Origin of the sequence: Streptomyces longispororuber, assembly GCF_024448165.1 — a bacterium.
GTDB classification, from domain to species: domain Bacteria; phylum Actinomycetota; class Actinomycetes; order Streptomycetales; family Streptomycetaceae; genus Streptomyces; species Streptomyces longispororuber_A.
The window spans coordinates 1-14337 of sequence record NZ_JAMOLN010000246.1; the positions used below are offsets into that span (position 1 = coordinate 1).

Genomic DNA, 14337 nt, shown 5'->3' on the forward strand with positions numbered 1-14337 from the left:
GGACGTCGTACGCGTTGTGGGACCAGGTCGCCCCCGAACTGTCGAGTGCGCACCGCGTCGTGCGGTGGGATCTGCCGGGGCACGGTGGGTCGGATGCCGGGCTGATCGGGCGCGGAGCGAGCGTCGGGGACCTCGCCGGGCTGGTGCTGCGGCTCGCCGACGAACTGGGGATCCGTCAGTTCGCCTATGCGGGCGTCTCGTTGGGGGGTGCCGTCGGGCTGTACCTCGCCGTGCACCACCCGGAGCGGCTCAGCAGCCTCGCCGTGTTCTGTTCGTCCGCGCACTTCGGCGGGGCCAGGACCTGGGAGGAGCGGGCCGCGCTCGTGCGGAAGGAAGGGACGGCGGGGGTCGCCGAGACGGCGCCGGCCCGCTGGTTCACGGCCGGGTTCCGGGTGGACCGGCTCGTGCGGGACAACCGGGACGCCGACCCGGAGGCGTACGCGGCCTGTTGCGACGCGCTCGCCGCGTTCGACATCAGCGGACGGCTCGGCGAGATCACCGTGCCGACGCTGGTCGTGGCCGGCCGCGACGACCCGGCCACCCCGCCCGCCCACCTGCGCGAGATCGCCGACGCCGTACCGGGCGCCGAGCTCGTCGAACTGGCCGGTGCCTCGCACCTGGCGGTCGCCGAGCGGCCGGACGCGGTCGTCGGACTGCTGCGCGCCCACCTCGGGCAGCGTGCGCGGCGCGGCATGGAGGTGCGCCGCGAGGTGCTCGGGGACGCGCACGTCGACCGGGCGCAGGACCGGCAGACGCCGTTCACGGCCCGGTTCCAGGACTTCATCTCGCGGTACGCGTGGGGCGAGATCTGGACCGATCCGACGCTCACCCGGCGCGAGCGCAGCATGGTCACGATGACCGCGCTCGTCGCGCACGGCCACCACGACGAACTGGCCATGCACGTACGGGCGGCCCTGCGCAACGGGCTCACGCCCGACGAGATCGGCGCCGTGCTGCAGCAGTGCGCCGTGTACGTGGGTGTACCCGCCGCCAACTCCGCGTTCGCGGCGGCCCAGCGGGTCCTCGCCGAGGAGGGCGTCGGGTGACCCCGGCAGGCGTAGGACCAACTGTGCCTCCGGTACGGGGCGATGGTGCGCCTAGCCTGGCCCCATGGCCACACTTCTGATCACCGGTGCCACCTCCGGTCTCGGCCGGCATCTCGCCTTCGCCCTGGTCCGCGACGGGCACACCGTCCTCGCCCACGGCAGGGACCGGGCCCGCACGGACGCGCTCGTCGCGGAACTGCGGGCCGCGGCGCACGACGGCGGGCACGCCGAGGGGTTCGTCGCCGATCTCGCCTCGCTGGCGCAGGTGCGCGAGCTGGGCGCGCGGGTCGCCGAGGCCCGCCCGGACCTCGACGTCCTCGTCAACAACGCCGGGGTCGGCGCCGGACCGCGCGGCTCGGGGCGTGAGCTGAGCGCCGACGGGCACGAGCTGCGGTTCGCCGTGAACCTGCTGGCGCCCGTGGCGCTCACCCGTGTGCTGCTGCCCGTGCTGCGCGCCAACTCCCCGTCCCGCATCGTGAATTGCGGCTCCCTCGGACAGGCTCCGCTCGACTTCGACGACCTGGGCTTCGCCAAGGACTACAACGGCACCGAGGCGTACTGCCGCGCCAAGTTCGCCCTCGCCGCGCACACCTTCTCGCTGGCCCGCGAGCTGTCCGGCACCGGTGTCACGGCGCACGTCGTCCACCCGGCGACGTACATGGACACGGCGATGGTCCGGGACGCCGGGATCCGGCCGTGGAGCAGTGTCGAGGACGGCGCCGCGGGAGTCCTGGCGCTGGCCACCGGGGCGCCGGGCGCCGAGTCGACCGGCCGGTTCTTCGACGGGCCGCGTCCGGCGCGGGCGCACGAGGGCGCGTACGACCCGGCCGTGCAGCGGCGGCTCGACGCCGAGCTGGAGCGCCTCGTCGGCTGAGCCGGGCCGGGCCGACCGCGCTAGCGCAGTCCCCGGCCCGTCTCCAGGACGTCCCTGGCCCGCGCCGCCAGCCCGTCCGCACCGCACGAACGGGCCAGCGTCAGACCGCGGTTGAGCTCCGACAGGGAGCGCCCCGCTATGCCGTACTCGACCCGTGCGAGGGCGTGCTCGTACGCGCAGGGGGATGCCTCCAGGTACGTCACCGCCTTGGCGTACAGGGTGAGTTGCTTCTGGCCGGTCTCCAACGCGGCGGCGCAGCGCAGCGCTTCGCCGATCGCGGTGTCCGTGCCGAACCGCTCGGCCTGGACGCGGGCCTCGGCGGCGAGTGCGGCGGCGCGCCGGGGGTCGCTGACGGCGAGGGCGCGGGCCAGGTCGAGGGCCCACGGTGCCATGATCGTGTTGTGTCCGCCGCGGGCGATGGCGGCCTTGGCCGCCGCCTCCAGCTCGTTGACGCCCTCGTCGATCTCTCCGGTGGCGAGCAGCAGCCGGCCGCGGACCGAGTGCGCGTCGGGCAGCACGATCGTGGACGGGTAGGGCGGTCCGAAGGAGTAGCGGTCCGCGATCTCCATCGCCTCGCCCGCCTTGCCGCGGGCGAGCAGCGTGTCGATCAGCATGCAGGCCGCGTCCCAGTGCATCGGCAGGCCGCGGCCGACGCGGTCGGCGAGGCGCAGCGACTCGCGCAGGAACGCCTCGGCGTCGGTGAGCCGGCCGCGCCTGCGGTGGACGTAGCCGACGAAGGCGTGCGCGAGGGCGAGGTGGCCGCCGCTCCAGCCGGCCGTCTCGTACTCGCGGACGGCCTCGGTGAACAGGCTCTCGGCGCGGTCGAGCCGGTCGGCGAAGAGATAGGCGCTGCCGAGCATGGCGAGGATCTCGAAGCCCCACTCGGGGTCGGTCCAGCCGAGGCCGGGCGCCAGGCGGCCGTTGACGAGGGCCTTGTCGCAGCGCTCGACGACCTCCTCCGCGTTCTCCCCGCGGGTCATCGCGTCGAAGGCGCGCAGCACGAGCAGGACCCGCTCCGGGTTGTCCCGGCCGGCGAGCTGGTCGGCGAGCGCGGCGAGGCTGCGGGAGCGGCCCGGGGAGTCCTCCTCGCCCGCGTGGATGCCCTCCCACATGAAGTGCATGGCCTGCAGCCGCAGCCGCGCGTGGCCCGGTTCGAGCAGGCCGGCCTCGGTGTCGATGAGGCGCAGCGCCTCCTCCAGCTGGTCGTTGTGGACCAGGGCCTGGGAGAGCCGGCAGACGGCGTCGACGCGCAGGTCGCCGACGAGTCCGGGTGCCGAGTCGAGTGCGGCGTCCAGGTGGCCGATGGTGGTGGCGGGCGAGGTGAGGAGCGTGGCGCAGCCCAGCTCGTAGTGCACCTGCGGGCGCACGTCGAGCAGCGGCGGCTCCCGCAGGGCGCGCTCCAGGCAGCGGCGGGCGGCCTCGGGCGCGCCGACGGAGAGGTGCTCGCGGGCCGCGGCACGCATCTGCTCGACGAGCTCGGGGTCGTCGTCCGGGTGGACCTCCAGCAGGTGCCGGGAGGCCGCGGCCGGGCCGTGCCCGGAGGCGGTGACCGCCCAGGCGGCCTGGCCGTGCATGGCGGTGCGGGTGGCCGACGGGATCGCGTCGTAGACGGCGGAGGCGATCAGCGGGTGGACGAACTCCAGCGTGCCCGCGTCCCCGTACGTGGCGTCGGTCAGGATGCGCGCGGCGCGCAGCCGGTCGGCGCAGCGGCCCGCCTGTTCCGGGTTCATCCCGGCGAGGAGGGCGGCGAGTCCCGGCTCGATCCGGGTGCCGAGGATGGCGGCGGCCCAGGCGAACCGGGTCGCCTCCGTGCCGAGCCCTTCGAGGCGGGCGACGAGTCCGCGGCCGCGCGCCGACTTGTTCAGGGCGCGCAGCTGGGCCGCGGAATCCTCTTCGGGACGGAGGTCGCTGTCCTGGACCTTGGCGAGCAACTCGACGGTCTCGTACGGGTTTCCGCCGGTGACCGCCCACACCTCGCGGCAGAACGGGTCGTCGGCGTGGTCGCCGAGCGTGGCCCGGGTCAGGCCCGCGGTGGCGTCCGGGGTGAGGGCGCGCAGCTGGGTGGCGCCGGGCCGGGCGGCGGCGCCCACCGCGTCGAGGCAGGCGGCGGCGCCCGCGTGCTCGGGGTCGCGCTGCACCACCACGACGAGGACGGGCAGGTCGTCGAGGCGCTCGGCGAACGCGGCGAGCCACTCCAGGGTCTCCAGGTCGGCCCAGTGCGCGTCGTCGATGAGCAGCACCAGGGGCCAGTGCAGCCGGGCCAGCCGGGACACGGCGGCGACGAGGCCGTCGCGCACGCCCTGCGGGTCGGCCGGGCGCCCGGTGGGCTCCGCTATCCCGAGGGCGGGGCCCGCGATGTCGTACCAGTCGCCGAAGTACTCGCGGGCCTCTTCCTCGGTGAGGGCGAGCAGCGCGGGCTGCAGCAGTTGCCGTACGACGTTGAAGGGGACGGAGGTGACCGTCTCGCCGCCCCGGGCCGACCACACGGTGGCCCGCCCGGCGGCCATGTCGCTGACCCGGGAGAGCAGCGCGGTCTTGCCGATCCCGGCGACGCCCTTGAACACGACGAGGCTGCCGGAGGACGCGGCGTCCCCGCACAGGTCGTCCAACGCGCGCGCGGCGACGTCGAGTTCGGATTCCCGCTCCCACAGCGGCGGGCCGGAGGAGGCGGCGTCGGCGTGCCGTCCCTGAGTCATCCCGCATCCTCCCGGTGTCGTTCACCATCGGTCGATCGACGTACTGGTGTCGAGCCTAGTAGGCGGGGACGGACCGTGGTGGGGGGTCCGCGGAGCCGGTGACAATTGGCCGGACCTGGGAGTCCGTCAGGTGCGGGCGGACGGTGGCCGGATCCTGGCGGCGCGGTGCGGCGGGTAACGATCGCGACCGCGATGCGGACCCTCTCATCCCCCTTTCACGCTCGCCTCATACTGTTTCGTCCATGACGTCGCAGACTCCCGCAGGCTGGTACCCCGATCCCGGTCAGGTCGCCGACGGCCCGCGCACCGAACGCTGGTGGGACGGCGGCCGCTGGACGGACCGGACCCGACCCGCAACGACCCCGCCGCCGCTCCCGCCGCAGCCGGCCGGTCAGGCCCCCGCGCCGCCCGCCCAGCAGCCGACCGCTCCGGGAACGATTCCGGCGTACCCCAACTACCCCGGCCAGCCCGGCCATTCGGGCCAGCAGGGCTATCCGGTTCATCCCGGCTATCCGGGCCAATTGCCGCCGAAGCCGCGCAACAAGGCCCGGATCGCGATCGCGGCCGGGGTCGCGGTGGTGGTGCTGGCCGGGATCGTCGGCGGCGTCTACGCGCTCACGGCCGGCGACGGCAACGGCGGCAGCGGCAAGGTAAGCGCCGATTCGCAGCGGCCGGACGGCCCGCGCGGGAACGACGGCGGCCCGGGCGGCGGCAGCGGCGGGGGCGAGGGCAGCCCGTCCCCCGAGGAGCCGCAGTCCCCGCAGGCACCGCTCGACAAGGGCTACGCCACCGACGTCACGAACGGGGTCGCGCTGCCGGTCCTCGACGGCTGGACCGGCGCCGACGGCCCGGGCGTCGCCGGCGTGCAGACCGGCACGTACGCGTGCCCGGACGACGTGACCAAGAAGTGCGTGCGGGGCGGCGCCTCCACGTCGTCGGCCAAGGATCTCAAGCTGGACGCGACGACCGCGGAGGCCGCCGCGAAGGAGGACATCCTCAAGAACGCCAAGGCGTCCTACGGCGGCAAGGTCTACGGCGGGATCGTCCAGCACGACCAGCTACTCGCGGAGAAGGTCACCGTCGCCGGGCAGCAGGGCTACCGGGTGCGCTGGAACGTGGACACCAAGTCGTCCGTCGACGCCTGGGTGGAGTCGGTGGCGTTCCCGTCGCCGTACGACCCGAAGACCCTCGTGGTCGTGCGCATCGGCGTCGACATACCCCGGACCGCGAAGGAGAAGGCCGCGGGTCCCGACGACACCGCGATCGACAAGGTCGTCAAGGGGATCAAGAAGGCCCGGGTGACCATGGGCGGCGGCGCGGGCGGCAACGGCCAGGACGTCTAGAGTCCCGCACTTGGGCCGGGCGGGTCCCCCTCCGCTCAGTGGAGGAACCCGCCCGGCCCGGGGGTGCGCGCCGCCCCCGTCCCCACGGTGCGGCGCGGGCAGACCACCGGCCGGCCATCCCTGCGGCCGGTGGCCTCCCGTCTAGGTGGTCCGCCCCGCGGGGGACAGACCGAGTTGCGGAAGCAGCACGTGCTCGACGAAGCCCGACATGTAGTCGGCGTCGGCGTCGCGCCCCTCCAGGATGGGTCGGCTGCGCATCACTCCGAAGAGCTGCGCCGCCAGATAGGGCAGGGCCGGATGGTCGGCGGCGACCTCGCCGCGCGCCACGGCCCGCTCCACGATCGCGTCCACGGACGCGATCTCCGGCTCGATCAGCGCCTCCCGCAGCGCGCACTTCAGCTCCGCGTCCTGCTGGACGGCGTGCCCGAGCGCCTGCATCAGCGTGGTGTCCGGCTTGGCCTGCGTCGCCGCGTTGCGCGCGGCGGTCACCAGGTCACCTGCGAGGGTACCCGTGTCGGCCGCGAAGAACTTCGTGCACCGGCCGGCCCGCAGCGCGGCGGCCACCAGCTGCGGCTTGGTCTTCCACTGCCGGTACAGCGTGGACTTGCTGCAGCACGCCTGCGCGGCGACGCCCTCCATGGTGAGCGCGTCGTAGCCGTTCTTCCGCAGCTGGTCGAGGACCGCGTCGTAGAACTCCTGCGCCCGCTCAGGGGTGATCTTGGAACGGCGCGAAGTGGTCTGCGCCGCCACAGCGGTCTGCTCTCGCGTCGTCATGACCCACTCACTCCTCGCCCGGCGTCCGTGTCGATGAGATCACATCCCCCTATCGATACGCCAGTGTACCGGTACGCGAACGTTTCGGTACACTGGCGTATCGATGAGTACGACGACCGGTCGTGCTCGCCCCAGCGCGCCACAAGCGCGCCCAGGCACCATCACGCACAACCCAGTCGTCACGAAAAGGGGCCGGGGGATGAATTCCCTTACCGAGCCTGCCGAACCGGAGCCGGACGCATCCGTCGCCCGACCGCCCCTGGTCCGCGAGCTCCTGCTGGTCGTAGGACTCTTCCTCGTCTACAAGTTCGGCCGCCAGCTGGCCAACGGACACGAGGCCGAGGCGTTCCACAACGCCGACCACGTGTGGAGCTTCGAGCGCGCCGTGCACCTGCCCGGCGAAGGAGCGGTCCAGGGCGTCCTGCTGCACAGCGACACCCTGATCCACGTCGCGAACACCTACTACGCGACCGTGCACTTCCCGGCCACCCTCGGCTTCCTGGTCTTCCTGTACCTGCGCCGCCCGCGCCACTACGTGTGGACGCGGCGGGTGCTCGCCGCGCTGACGGCCGCGGCGCTCGTCCTGCACCTGTCGTTCCCGCTGGCGCCGCCCCGGATGCTGGACGCCGCGCACCTCGTCGACACGGCGCAGGTGTACGGGCCCTCGGTGTACGCGGCGCAGCCGGCCACCGACACGATGGCCAACCAGTTCGCGGCCATGCCCTCGCTGCACTTCGGCTGGGCCCTGATGGTCGCCGTCGGCCTGATCGTCGCCACCCGGTCGCGGTGGCGGTGGCTGTGGCTGCTGCACCCGCTGCTCACGCTGCTGGTCGTCGTCGGCACGGCGAACCACTACTGGCTCGACGCGATCGTCGCGACGGCCCTGCTCGGCATCGCGCTCGCCGCGATCCGGATGCCGCTGACGGTGGGCGGGTCCGCCATCCGCCGCCATCTGCTGCCCGCGCCCGCCGAGCCGGTGGCGGCCGTCGCCGCGACGGCCCGGGGCGCGCTGCCGTCGGCGCCGTGGGTTCCGTCGGCCGCGTTCCGCACGCCCCCGGACGCGCTGTCCGCGTCCGACGTCCTGGAGCGGATGCCGATCCGGATACCCGTCCAGGTGTCCCCCGAGCCCGGCTCCACGTCGGTCGCGACCGCGCCGCAGCTCGCCTCGACCGGGGCCCGCCGATGAGCGCCACACTGCTCGCCGTCGCGCTCTCGCTCGTCTCCGCGGTGGCGTACGCCGCCGCGGCGGTGGCCCAGGAACGTCTCGCCGCCCGCACCGCCGGCGCCGGGGCGGGCCTGTGGCGGCTGCTCGGCACCGGCGCCTGGTGGTGGTCGGTCGGGCTCAACGCGTCGGCCGCGCTGCTGCACGTCGCCGCGCTCAAGTACGGTCCGCTCACCCTGGTCCAGCCGCTCGGCGCGCTCACGCTCGTCGCGGCCGTGCCGCTCGGCGCCCGGATCGCCGGGCGGCGCGTCTCGTCCGGCGAGTGGCGGGGCACGGCACTGACGCTGGCCGGGCTCGGCGCGATCCTGGTGACCGCGTCCGGGCCCGCCCCCGACGACACGCTCGCGCTGCCCGAGGCGCTCGGGGTCGCGGGCGCGACGGCCGCGCTCATCGGCGTCCTGTCGCGGCGCGGCACCAAACCCGGACTGCGGCACGCCACCGCCTCCGGCGTCGCGTCGGGTGTGGCGTCCGCGCTCACCCAGACCGTCACCGTCGCCGCGACCGACCGGTCGGGGCCGCTGCTCTCCGTGCAGGTGATCGTCGTGGCGCTGCTGGTCGCGGCGTTCGCGGCGGGCGGGCTGCTGCTGTCCCAGACGGCGTACCGGGGCGGGCTCGGCGCGCCGCTCGCGATGGTGACCCTCTCGAACCCGCTGGCCGCCGCCGTCATCGGCGTCTCACTGCTCGGCGAGCGCCTCCAGGGCGGGGTGGCGGGGCTGGCCCTCGCGGCGGGTGGCGCCGCGCTGGCCGGTCGGGGCGTGCTCCTGCTCACCCGTACGACGTCGGCTCCGCCGGCGCCGTCCCCCGCGGACGTGCTGCCACTCCCCGCGATCCCCACCCAACCGGACCCGGAACCACTCGCCCTGCGGGCGTCCTGACGACTGCATCTCTGCGAGCGCACCACCGTCGTGGTCGCTCGCGCGGTTCCCCGCGCCCCTAACGGGCGCGGATTCCGTCCAGGGCGTAGCCGAGGACCCGGTCGCGTTGGGCCTCGTCCACGTAGGCCGCCGCCGTCACGCCCGACACCATCCGCAGCAGGTCGTCGAAGGACAGGTCGGCGCGGGCCTCGCCGGCCTCGCGGGCGCGGCGCAGCAGGGGTTCGCCCGCGTCGAGCATGGCGCCGCGGCAGGCCGTGAAGATCTCGGACTCACCGCTGAGCGCCTCGCGGATGGCGCGCTTCGTAACGGTGTAGTCGACGAACCGGCGCAGCCACGCGACGAGCGCCTCCCACGGCTCCGCCGTATCCGCCAGCTCGTCCGCGAGCCGGCACAGCGCGTCGACCTCCTCCGCGTAGACCGTCTCGAAGAGGGACTGGCGCGTCGGGAAGTTCCGGTACAGCGTGCCGATGCCGACCCCGGCCCGCCGGGCGATGTCCTCGAGCGAGGCCTCGGCCCCCTTGTCCGCGAAGGCCGCACGCGCCGCGGCCAGCAGCGCGTCGAAGTTGCGCCGGGCGTCCGCGCGGCGCGGGCGCTGCGCGAGGACGACACCTCCGACGCGCTCCCTGTCCGTGGTCATGCCTCTCCTCTACGCCCATGAGGTTGAACCGGAGGCACCCCTCCGGTATCGTTCCTTAAGTCGAGGGCACCCTCCACTTTAGCAAGGGTGCCCCTCCCTCCACCTGTCTCCACCGGACTCCGTCCGCCTTCATCCTTTCAGCCCGCGCAGCTCCGCGGGCCGCGGGCCCCTGCCGCCTTCCGCTCGGAAAGAAGCCGTCTTGAACCGGAACAACCGCCTCACCTTCGCGGTCCTCGCCACCGGTGCCGGTGTGTTCTCGATGATGCAGTCGCTGGTCGCACCGGCGCTGCCCACGATCCAGCACGCCCTGGACACCTCCCAGGCCACGTCCACCTGGGTGATGACCGCCTATCTGCTGTCCGCCTCCGTCTTCACGCCGATCCTGGGCCGGATCGGGGACCTCGTCGGCAAGAAGCGGACCATGGTCGCCGCGCTCACCGCCCTCACCGTGGGCTGTCTGCTCGCCGCGCTCGCCCCGAACATCGCCGTCCTGATCGTCGCCCGCGTCGTCCAGGGCATCGGCGGCGCCCTCTTCCCGCTGTCGTTCGGGATCATCCGGGACGAGTTCCCGGCCCACCGCGTCAGCCCCAGCATCAGCAACCTGTCCGCCGTGATCGCCGCGGGCGGCGGCGTCGGCATCGTGGCGGCCGGGCCGATCGTGGGCGCGCTCGACTACCGGTGGCTGTTCTGGCTGCCGTCCGCCGTCGTCGCCGTCACCGCGCTGATCGCCCTGCGCTACGTGCCCGAGTCCCCGAACCGCGGCACCGGCCAGGTCAACTGGACCGGCGCCGTCCTGCTGTCCGGCTGGCTCGTCGCCCTGCTCCTCCCCCTCAGCCAGGCCACGTCCTGGGGCTGGGGCTCGGGCAAGGTGATCGGACTGCTCGCCGCCGCCGTCGTCCTGTTCGGCGCCTGGGTCCTCGCCGAGGCGCGGGCCACGAGCCCGCTGATCGATCTGCGCGTGATGCGGCTGCCCGCCGTGTGGACGACGAACACCGCCGCGCTGCTCTTCGGCGCCGGCATGTACGCGGTCTGGTCGTACCTGCCGGGCTTCGTGCAGACCCCGTCCTCGGCCGGGTACGGCTTCGGGTCGAGCGTGACCGGGGCCGGGCTGCTGATGCTCCCGATGCTCGTCGCCATGTTCCTGGCCGGCGTGGTCAGCGGCCGCCTCGAACCGGTCGTCGGCGCCAAGCCCCTGCTCACGACGGGCGCCGCGCTCGGCGCCGTGTCCTGCGCGATGCTCGCCCTGTGGCACGGACAGCAGTGGCAGATCGCCGTGGCCGCGGGGGTGTTCGGGCTCGGCATCGGGCTCGCCTTCGCCTCGATGGCCAACCTGATCGTGCAGAACGTACCGGCCGCCCAGACCGGCGCGGCCACCGGCATGAACGCCAACATCCGCACCATCGGCGGCTCCATCGGCGCCGCCCTGATGACCAGCCTGGTCACCGGCAGCCTCCAGCCCTCGGGCCTGCCGTACGCCTCCGGCTACACGCACGGCTTCACGCTGCTGGCCTGCCTGTGCCTGGCGGCGGCGCTCGCCGCGCTCCTCGTGCCGGCCGGACGCCGCACCGCCCTGGTCGCCCGGGCCGCGTCGACGCCCGCGCCCCGGCGGGAGACCGCCGACCACTGACGGCCGGCGACACCACGAAGGGGCGGGTCCGACGACGGGCCCGCCCCTTCACGCATGCGCAGTGCCGGTCACCCGAAGCCGCGCGAGTCCTGCTTCAGCGCGGTGTCCACCGTCAGGGCCGTCGCCACGACGAGGCTGAGCAGCGGCTCGGGCAGCTGGAAGTGGATCTGCAGCACGTAGTTGTCCGCGGTCGTGAACATCGTCTTCGCGAGGCCCTCCCACGTCTTCGTGATGCGGGCGACCTCCTGGTCCGCGTGGTCGACGATCGCGAAGTTCCAGGCGCGCCAGTTCTCCGCCTTGATCGCGCCGATCTGCTGACCGTTCGCGTTCATCGCGAAGTTGATCTTTCCGATGGCGTTCTGCTGGACGATCTCACCGACCGGCGAGCCGTCCGGGCGCTCGACGAGCACCCGCGACTTGATGAACTTCGCGGGACGCGTCAGCACCAGCTGCGGCTGCCCGTAGGCGTCGCGGATCTCCAGCTTGTGGGTCATGAACTGGTCGACGCTGGAGACGAAGCGCAGCGCCTTCTTCAGGCCGCTCTGGCCGATCTCGGTGACCGAGCCCAGCTGGTTGCCCTGCTGGTCCATGACGCTGTACTCGTTCGTCAGCTCGATCAGCTTGGCCTTCTGGTTCACGACCAGGACCGGCTCGGTGAACAGCGTGCCACCGCCCTGTCCGGTGGCCGCGACGCCGGCCTGCTGCTGGACCTGGCGCTGCACACGGGCCTGGTCCGCGTGCTGCTGGGCCTGCGCGGCGTACTGCTGCTGGGCGGGCTGCTGCTGAACGGGCTGCTGCTGGCCGAACTGTCCCTGCGCGGCGTGCTGCTGCACGGGCTGGGGCTGCTGCGCCTGCGGCGGGACCTGGCCCGCCGCAGGCGCCTGGGCCTGACCCGCGTGGGTGTGCTCGGTCCACTGGGCACCGTCCCACCACCGCAGCGTCTGGGCGGCGCCCTGGGGGTCCGGGTACCAACCGGCAGGGGTGTTCGATTGCGTCGTCACCGGGGCACACTATCGCGAGGCCCCAGGAATGCATCCAGGCCACAGGAATGTGATGTGCGCCCCTCCAGTCGCACCGGTGACCGGAGGGGCGCGGTGCTCACGCGGTCGCGATGCCCGGGTCGCTGACCCCGGCCTGACCGTTCTCCACGTGTCCGGCGAGGCGCCGCAGGTATCCGGCGCTGCCGTCGAGGACGACCTTCAGGTCGTACCAGCGCTGGGTGGCGCGCAGGTCGACGGTCTGCTGGACGGTGGCGCCGGCCCGCACCGTGTACGTCTGCGGCGTCCCCCCGTAGGCGTTCGTGACGGTGAGGTGGGCGTCGGCGGTGCCCGGGTTGCGCAGGGTCAGCAGCAGATTGCCGGTGGCGCCGTCGTGCCGCGCGGTGACCTCCGGCTCGGCCACCTTGTTGTTGCCCTTGAAGGCGCGCAGGAAGCCGTTCGGACCGTGCGCGGTGAGGTCGTAACTCCCCGCCGAGTAGACCGAGTTCCAGCTGTCGGAGATCGACTTGGCGGCCTCCGCGGTGTACGTCCACGGTCCGTCGGTGCGGTTCTGGGAGCGGACCTGGAAGGCCGCCCCCGCCAGCTGGCCGCCGCTGAACGTCAGCTTGTACTTGCCCGTCGCCAGGTCCGCCGCCCCGTCGACGTAGGGCGCGTACGCGAGCGGGCGGCTGGGCCGGGAGCCCTTCTCCTGCTTGGGCAGCGCGCCCTGCGCGGGCGGCTTGGGGACGTAGCTGGAGTGCCGGTCGTGGTCGGGCGGGAGGTAGCCCGCGGTGTCCGGCAGGTCCGCCGGGTCGGTGACCTTGAGGGAGAAGTCGAAGGCCGAGGTGAGGTCGCCGCAGATCGCGCGCCGCCACGGCGAGATGTTGGTCTCCTTCACCCCGAACCGCTTCTCCATGAACCGCAGGATCGAGGTGTGGTCGAAGGTCTCCGAGCAGACGTAGCCGCCGGTCGACCAGGGCGAGACGACGAGCATCGGGACCCGCTGCCCGAGACCGTACGGGCCCGCGGCGCGGCTGCCGCCCGGGTAGTAGTCGAGCTTCGTGTCGACCGTCGACAGACCCTGGTTCGCCGAGGCGGGCGCGTACGGCGGCACGACGTGGTCGAAGTAGCCGTCGTTCTCGTCGTACGTGATGAACAGGGCCGTCCTGCTCCACACGTCGGGGTTCGAGGTGAGCGCGTCGAGGACCTGCGAGATGTACCAGGCGCCGTAGTTCGCGGGCCAGTTGGGGTGCTCGGAGAACGCCTCGGGCGCCGCGATCCAGGAGATCTTCGGCAGCGTGCCCGCCTTCACGTCGGCCTTCAGGACGTCGAAGTACCCGTCCCCCGCCTTGGCGTTCGTGCCGGTGCGAGCCTTCTCGTAGAGGGCGTCGCCCGGCTTGGCGTTGCGGTAGGTGTTGAAGTAGAGGAGCGAGTTGTCGCCGTAGTTGCCGCGGTACGCGTCGTCGATCCAGCCCCAGCCGCCCGCGGCGTCCAGGCCGTCGCCGACGTCCTGGTACACCTTCCAGGAGACGCCCGCCTTCTCCAGGCGTTCGGCGTACGTGGTCCAGCCGTAGCCCGCTTCCTCGTTGCCCAGGACCGGTCCGCCGCCGGTGCCGTCGTTGCCGACGTACCCGGAGAGCATGTAGTAGCGGTTCGGGTCGGTCGCGCCGATGAACGAGCAGTGGTAGTCGTCGCAGACGGTGAACTTGTCGGCGAGGGCGTAGTGGAACGGGATGTCGCCGCGCGTCAGGTACGCCATCGTGCCGGTGCCCTTGGCGGGGATCCAGTTGTCGTACTTGCCGTTGTTGAAGGCGCTGTGCCCGCCGGCCCAGTCGTGGTCGAGTCCCGCGATGAACTGCATGCCGAGGTCGGCCGCGTCCGGGTGGTAGGGCAGGGTCTCCTTGCCGCCGCTCGTCTGGTTCCACACCGGCTTGCCGCTGGGCAGCGTCACCGGACGCGGGTCGCCGAAGCCGCGGACGCCCTTCATGGACCCGAAGTAGTGGTCGAAGGAACGGTTCTCCTGCATCAGCACGACGATGTGCTCGATGTCCTGGACGGTGCCGCTGCGGCGTGCTGCCGGGATCGCGGCGGCCCGGTCGATGGAGCCGGACAGGGCGGTGAACCCGGCCGTGGCCCCGGCGATCTGGAGGAAACGGCGCCGATTGAGTTCGGTCATGAGTGTGGGGGTCTCCTGTTGCTTCGGTGGTGGTCGGTCCACGAAGAGGGGCAACGGGAGTGTTCAAGACGAGCGGGGTTGAGGGAAAGG

At 73.2% G+C, this 14337-nt stretch carries 11 protein-coding genes; 6 read left to right on the plus strand and 5 right to left on the minus strand.

All coding sequences use genetic code 11. From position 1 onward, the window contains the following. Both pcaDC and M4J07_RS41485 read left to right on the plus strand, forming a co-directional pair. A partial coding sequence (gene pcaDC, locus M4J07_RS41480) for a bifunctional 3-oxoadipate enol-lactonase/4-carboxymuconolactone decarboxylase PcaDC (RefSeq protein ID WP_255981222.1) occupies positions 1-1046 on the plus strand: 1046 nt, incomplete at its 5' end. Positions 1047-1110: 64 nt separating this feature from the next. Beyond that, on the plus strand, positions 1111-1920 hold the full coding sequence (locus M4J07_RS41485) for an SDR family NAD(P)-dependent oxidoreductase (RefSeq protein WP_255981224.1): 810 nt from the start codon (positions 1111-1113) through the stop codon (positions 1918-1920). 20 nt (positions 1921-1940) lie between these two features. Here the strand turns inward: M4J07_RS41485 and M4J07_RS41490 are convergent, their stop codons facing one another. Beyond that, complete coding sequence (locus M4J07_RS41490; protein ID WP_255981226.1) at positions 1941-4616, minus strand: ATP-binding protein; 2676 nt, start codon at positions 4614-4616, stop codon at positions 1941-1943. Positions 4617-4858: 242 nt separating this feature from the next. Here M4J07_RS41490 and M4J07_RS41495 point away from each other — a divergent pair, with 242 nt between their 5' ends. Next, positions 4859-5959, plus strand: a complete 1101-nt coding sequence (locus M4J07_RS41495; protein ID WP_255981228.1) for a DUF2510 domain-containing protein — start codon at positions 4859-4861, stop codon at positions 5957-5959. Positions 5960-6100: 141 nt separating this feature from the next. Here the strand turns inward: M4J07_RS41495 and M4J07_RS41500 are convergent, their stop codons facing one another. Continuing rightward, positions 6101-6733 carry a TetR/AcrR family transcriptional regulator gene (locus M4J07_RS41500; RefSeq protein WP_255981230.1) on the minus strand — a complete coding sequence of 211 codons (633 nt, stop codon included), beginning with the start codon at positions 6731-6733 and terminating at the stop codon, positions 6101-6103. Between the two features lie 199 nt (positions 6734-6932). Here M4J07_RS41500 and M4J07_RS41505 point away from each other — a divergent pair, with 199 nt between their 5' ends. Next, the gene (locus M4J07_RS41505; protein WP_255981232.1) at positions 6933-7919 is read left to right on the plus strand and encodes a phosphatase PAP2 family protein; all 987 of its coding nucleotides are present in this window, start codon (positions 6933-6935) and stop codon (positions 7917-7919) included. Further along, entirely contained in the window at positions 7916-8830 is a 915-nt protein-coding gene (locus tag M4J07_RS41510) for a hypothetical protein (protein WP_255981234.1), read from the plus strand. Before M4J07_RS41505 ends, M4J07_RS41510 begins: the two co-directional genes overlap by 4 nt. A gap of 58 nt (positions 8831-8888) precedes the next feature. On the opposite strand, the gene M4J07_RS41515 is transcribed toward M4J07_RS41510, so the two are convergent. Further along, positions 8889-9467 (minus strand): TetR/AcrR family transcriptional regulator, encoded by a 579-nt coding sequence (locus M4J07_RS41515; RefSeq protein ID WP_255981236.1) that lies wholly within the window; start codon positions 9465-9467, stop codon positions 8889-8891. Between the two features lie 259 nt (positions 9468-9726). Between M4J07_RS41515 and M4J07_RS41520 the strand changes: the two genes are divergently transcribed. Beyond that, positions 9727-11094, plus strand: a complete 1368-nt coding sequence (locus M4J07_RS41520) for an MFS transporter (protein ID WP_255981242.1) — start codon at positions 9727-9729, stop codon at positions 11092-11094. A gap of 68 nt (positions 11095-11162) precedes the next feature. On the opposite strand, the gene M4J07_RS41525 is transcribed toward M4J07_RS41520, so the two are convergent. Further along, positions 11163-12095 carry a phospholipid scramblase-related protein gene (locus M4J07_RS41525; protein WP_255981238.1) on the minus strand — a complete coding sequence of 311 codons (933 nt, stop codon included), beginning with the start codon at positions 12093-12095 and terminating at the stop codon, positions 11163-11165. Between the two features lie 97 nt (positions 12096-12192). Beyond that, the gene (locus M4J07_RS41530) at positions 12193-14247 is read right to left on the minus strand and encodes a phosphocholine-specific phospholipase C (RefSeq protein WP_255981240.1); all 2055 of its coding nucleotides are present in this window, start codon (positions 14245-14247) and stop codon (positions 12193-12195) included. Positions 14248-14337: the final 90 nt, after the last annotated feature.

Bases quoted from the DNA above. Each gene is read 5' to 3' on its own strand.
- M4J07_RS41500 (WP_255981230.1), bottom strand. From the start codon at position 6,733: ATGACGACGCGAGAGCAGACCGCTGTGGCGGCGCAGACCACTTCGCGC.
- M4J07_RS41515 (WP_255981236.1), bottom strand. From the start codon at position 9,467: ATGACCACGGACAGGGAGCGCGTCGGAGGTGTCGTCCTCGCGCAGCGC.
- M4J07_RS41490 (WP_255981226.1), bottom strand. From the start codon at position 4,616: ATGACTCAGGGACGGCACGCCGACGCCGCCTCCTCCGGCCCGCCGCTG.
- M4J07_RS41530 (WP_255981240.1), bottom strand. From the start codon at position 14,247: ATGACCGAACTCAATCGGCGCCGTTTCCTCCAGATCGCCGGGGCCACG.
- M4J07_RS41485 (WP_255981224.1), top strand. From the start codon at position 1,111: ATGGCCACACTTCTGATCACCGGTGCCACCTCCGGTCTCGGCCGGCAT.
- M4J07_RS41510 (WP_255981234.1), top strand. From the start codon at position 7,916: ATGAGCGCCACACTGCTCGCCGTCGCGCTCTCGCTCGTCTCCGCGGTG.
- M4J07_RS41520 (WP_255981242.1), top strand. From the start codon at position 9,727: ATGATGCAGTCGCTGGTCGCACCGGCGCTGCCCACGATCCAGCACGCC.
- M4J07_RS41505 (WP_255981232.1), top strand. From the start codon at position 6,933: ATGAATTCCCTTACCGAGCCTGCCGAACCGGAGCCGGACGCATCCGTC.
- M4J07_RS41495 (WP_255981228.1), top strand. From the start codon at position 4,859: ATGACGTCGCAGACTCCCGCAGGCTGGTACCCCGATCCCGGTCAGGTC.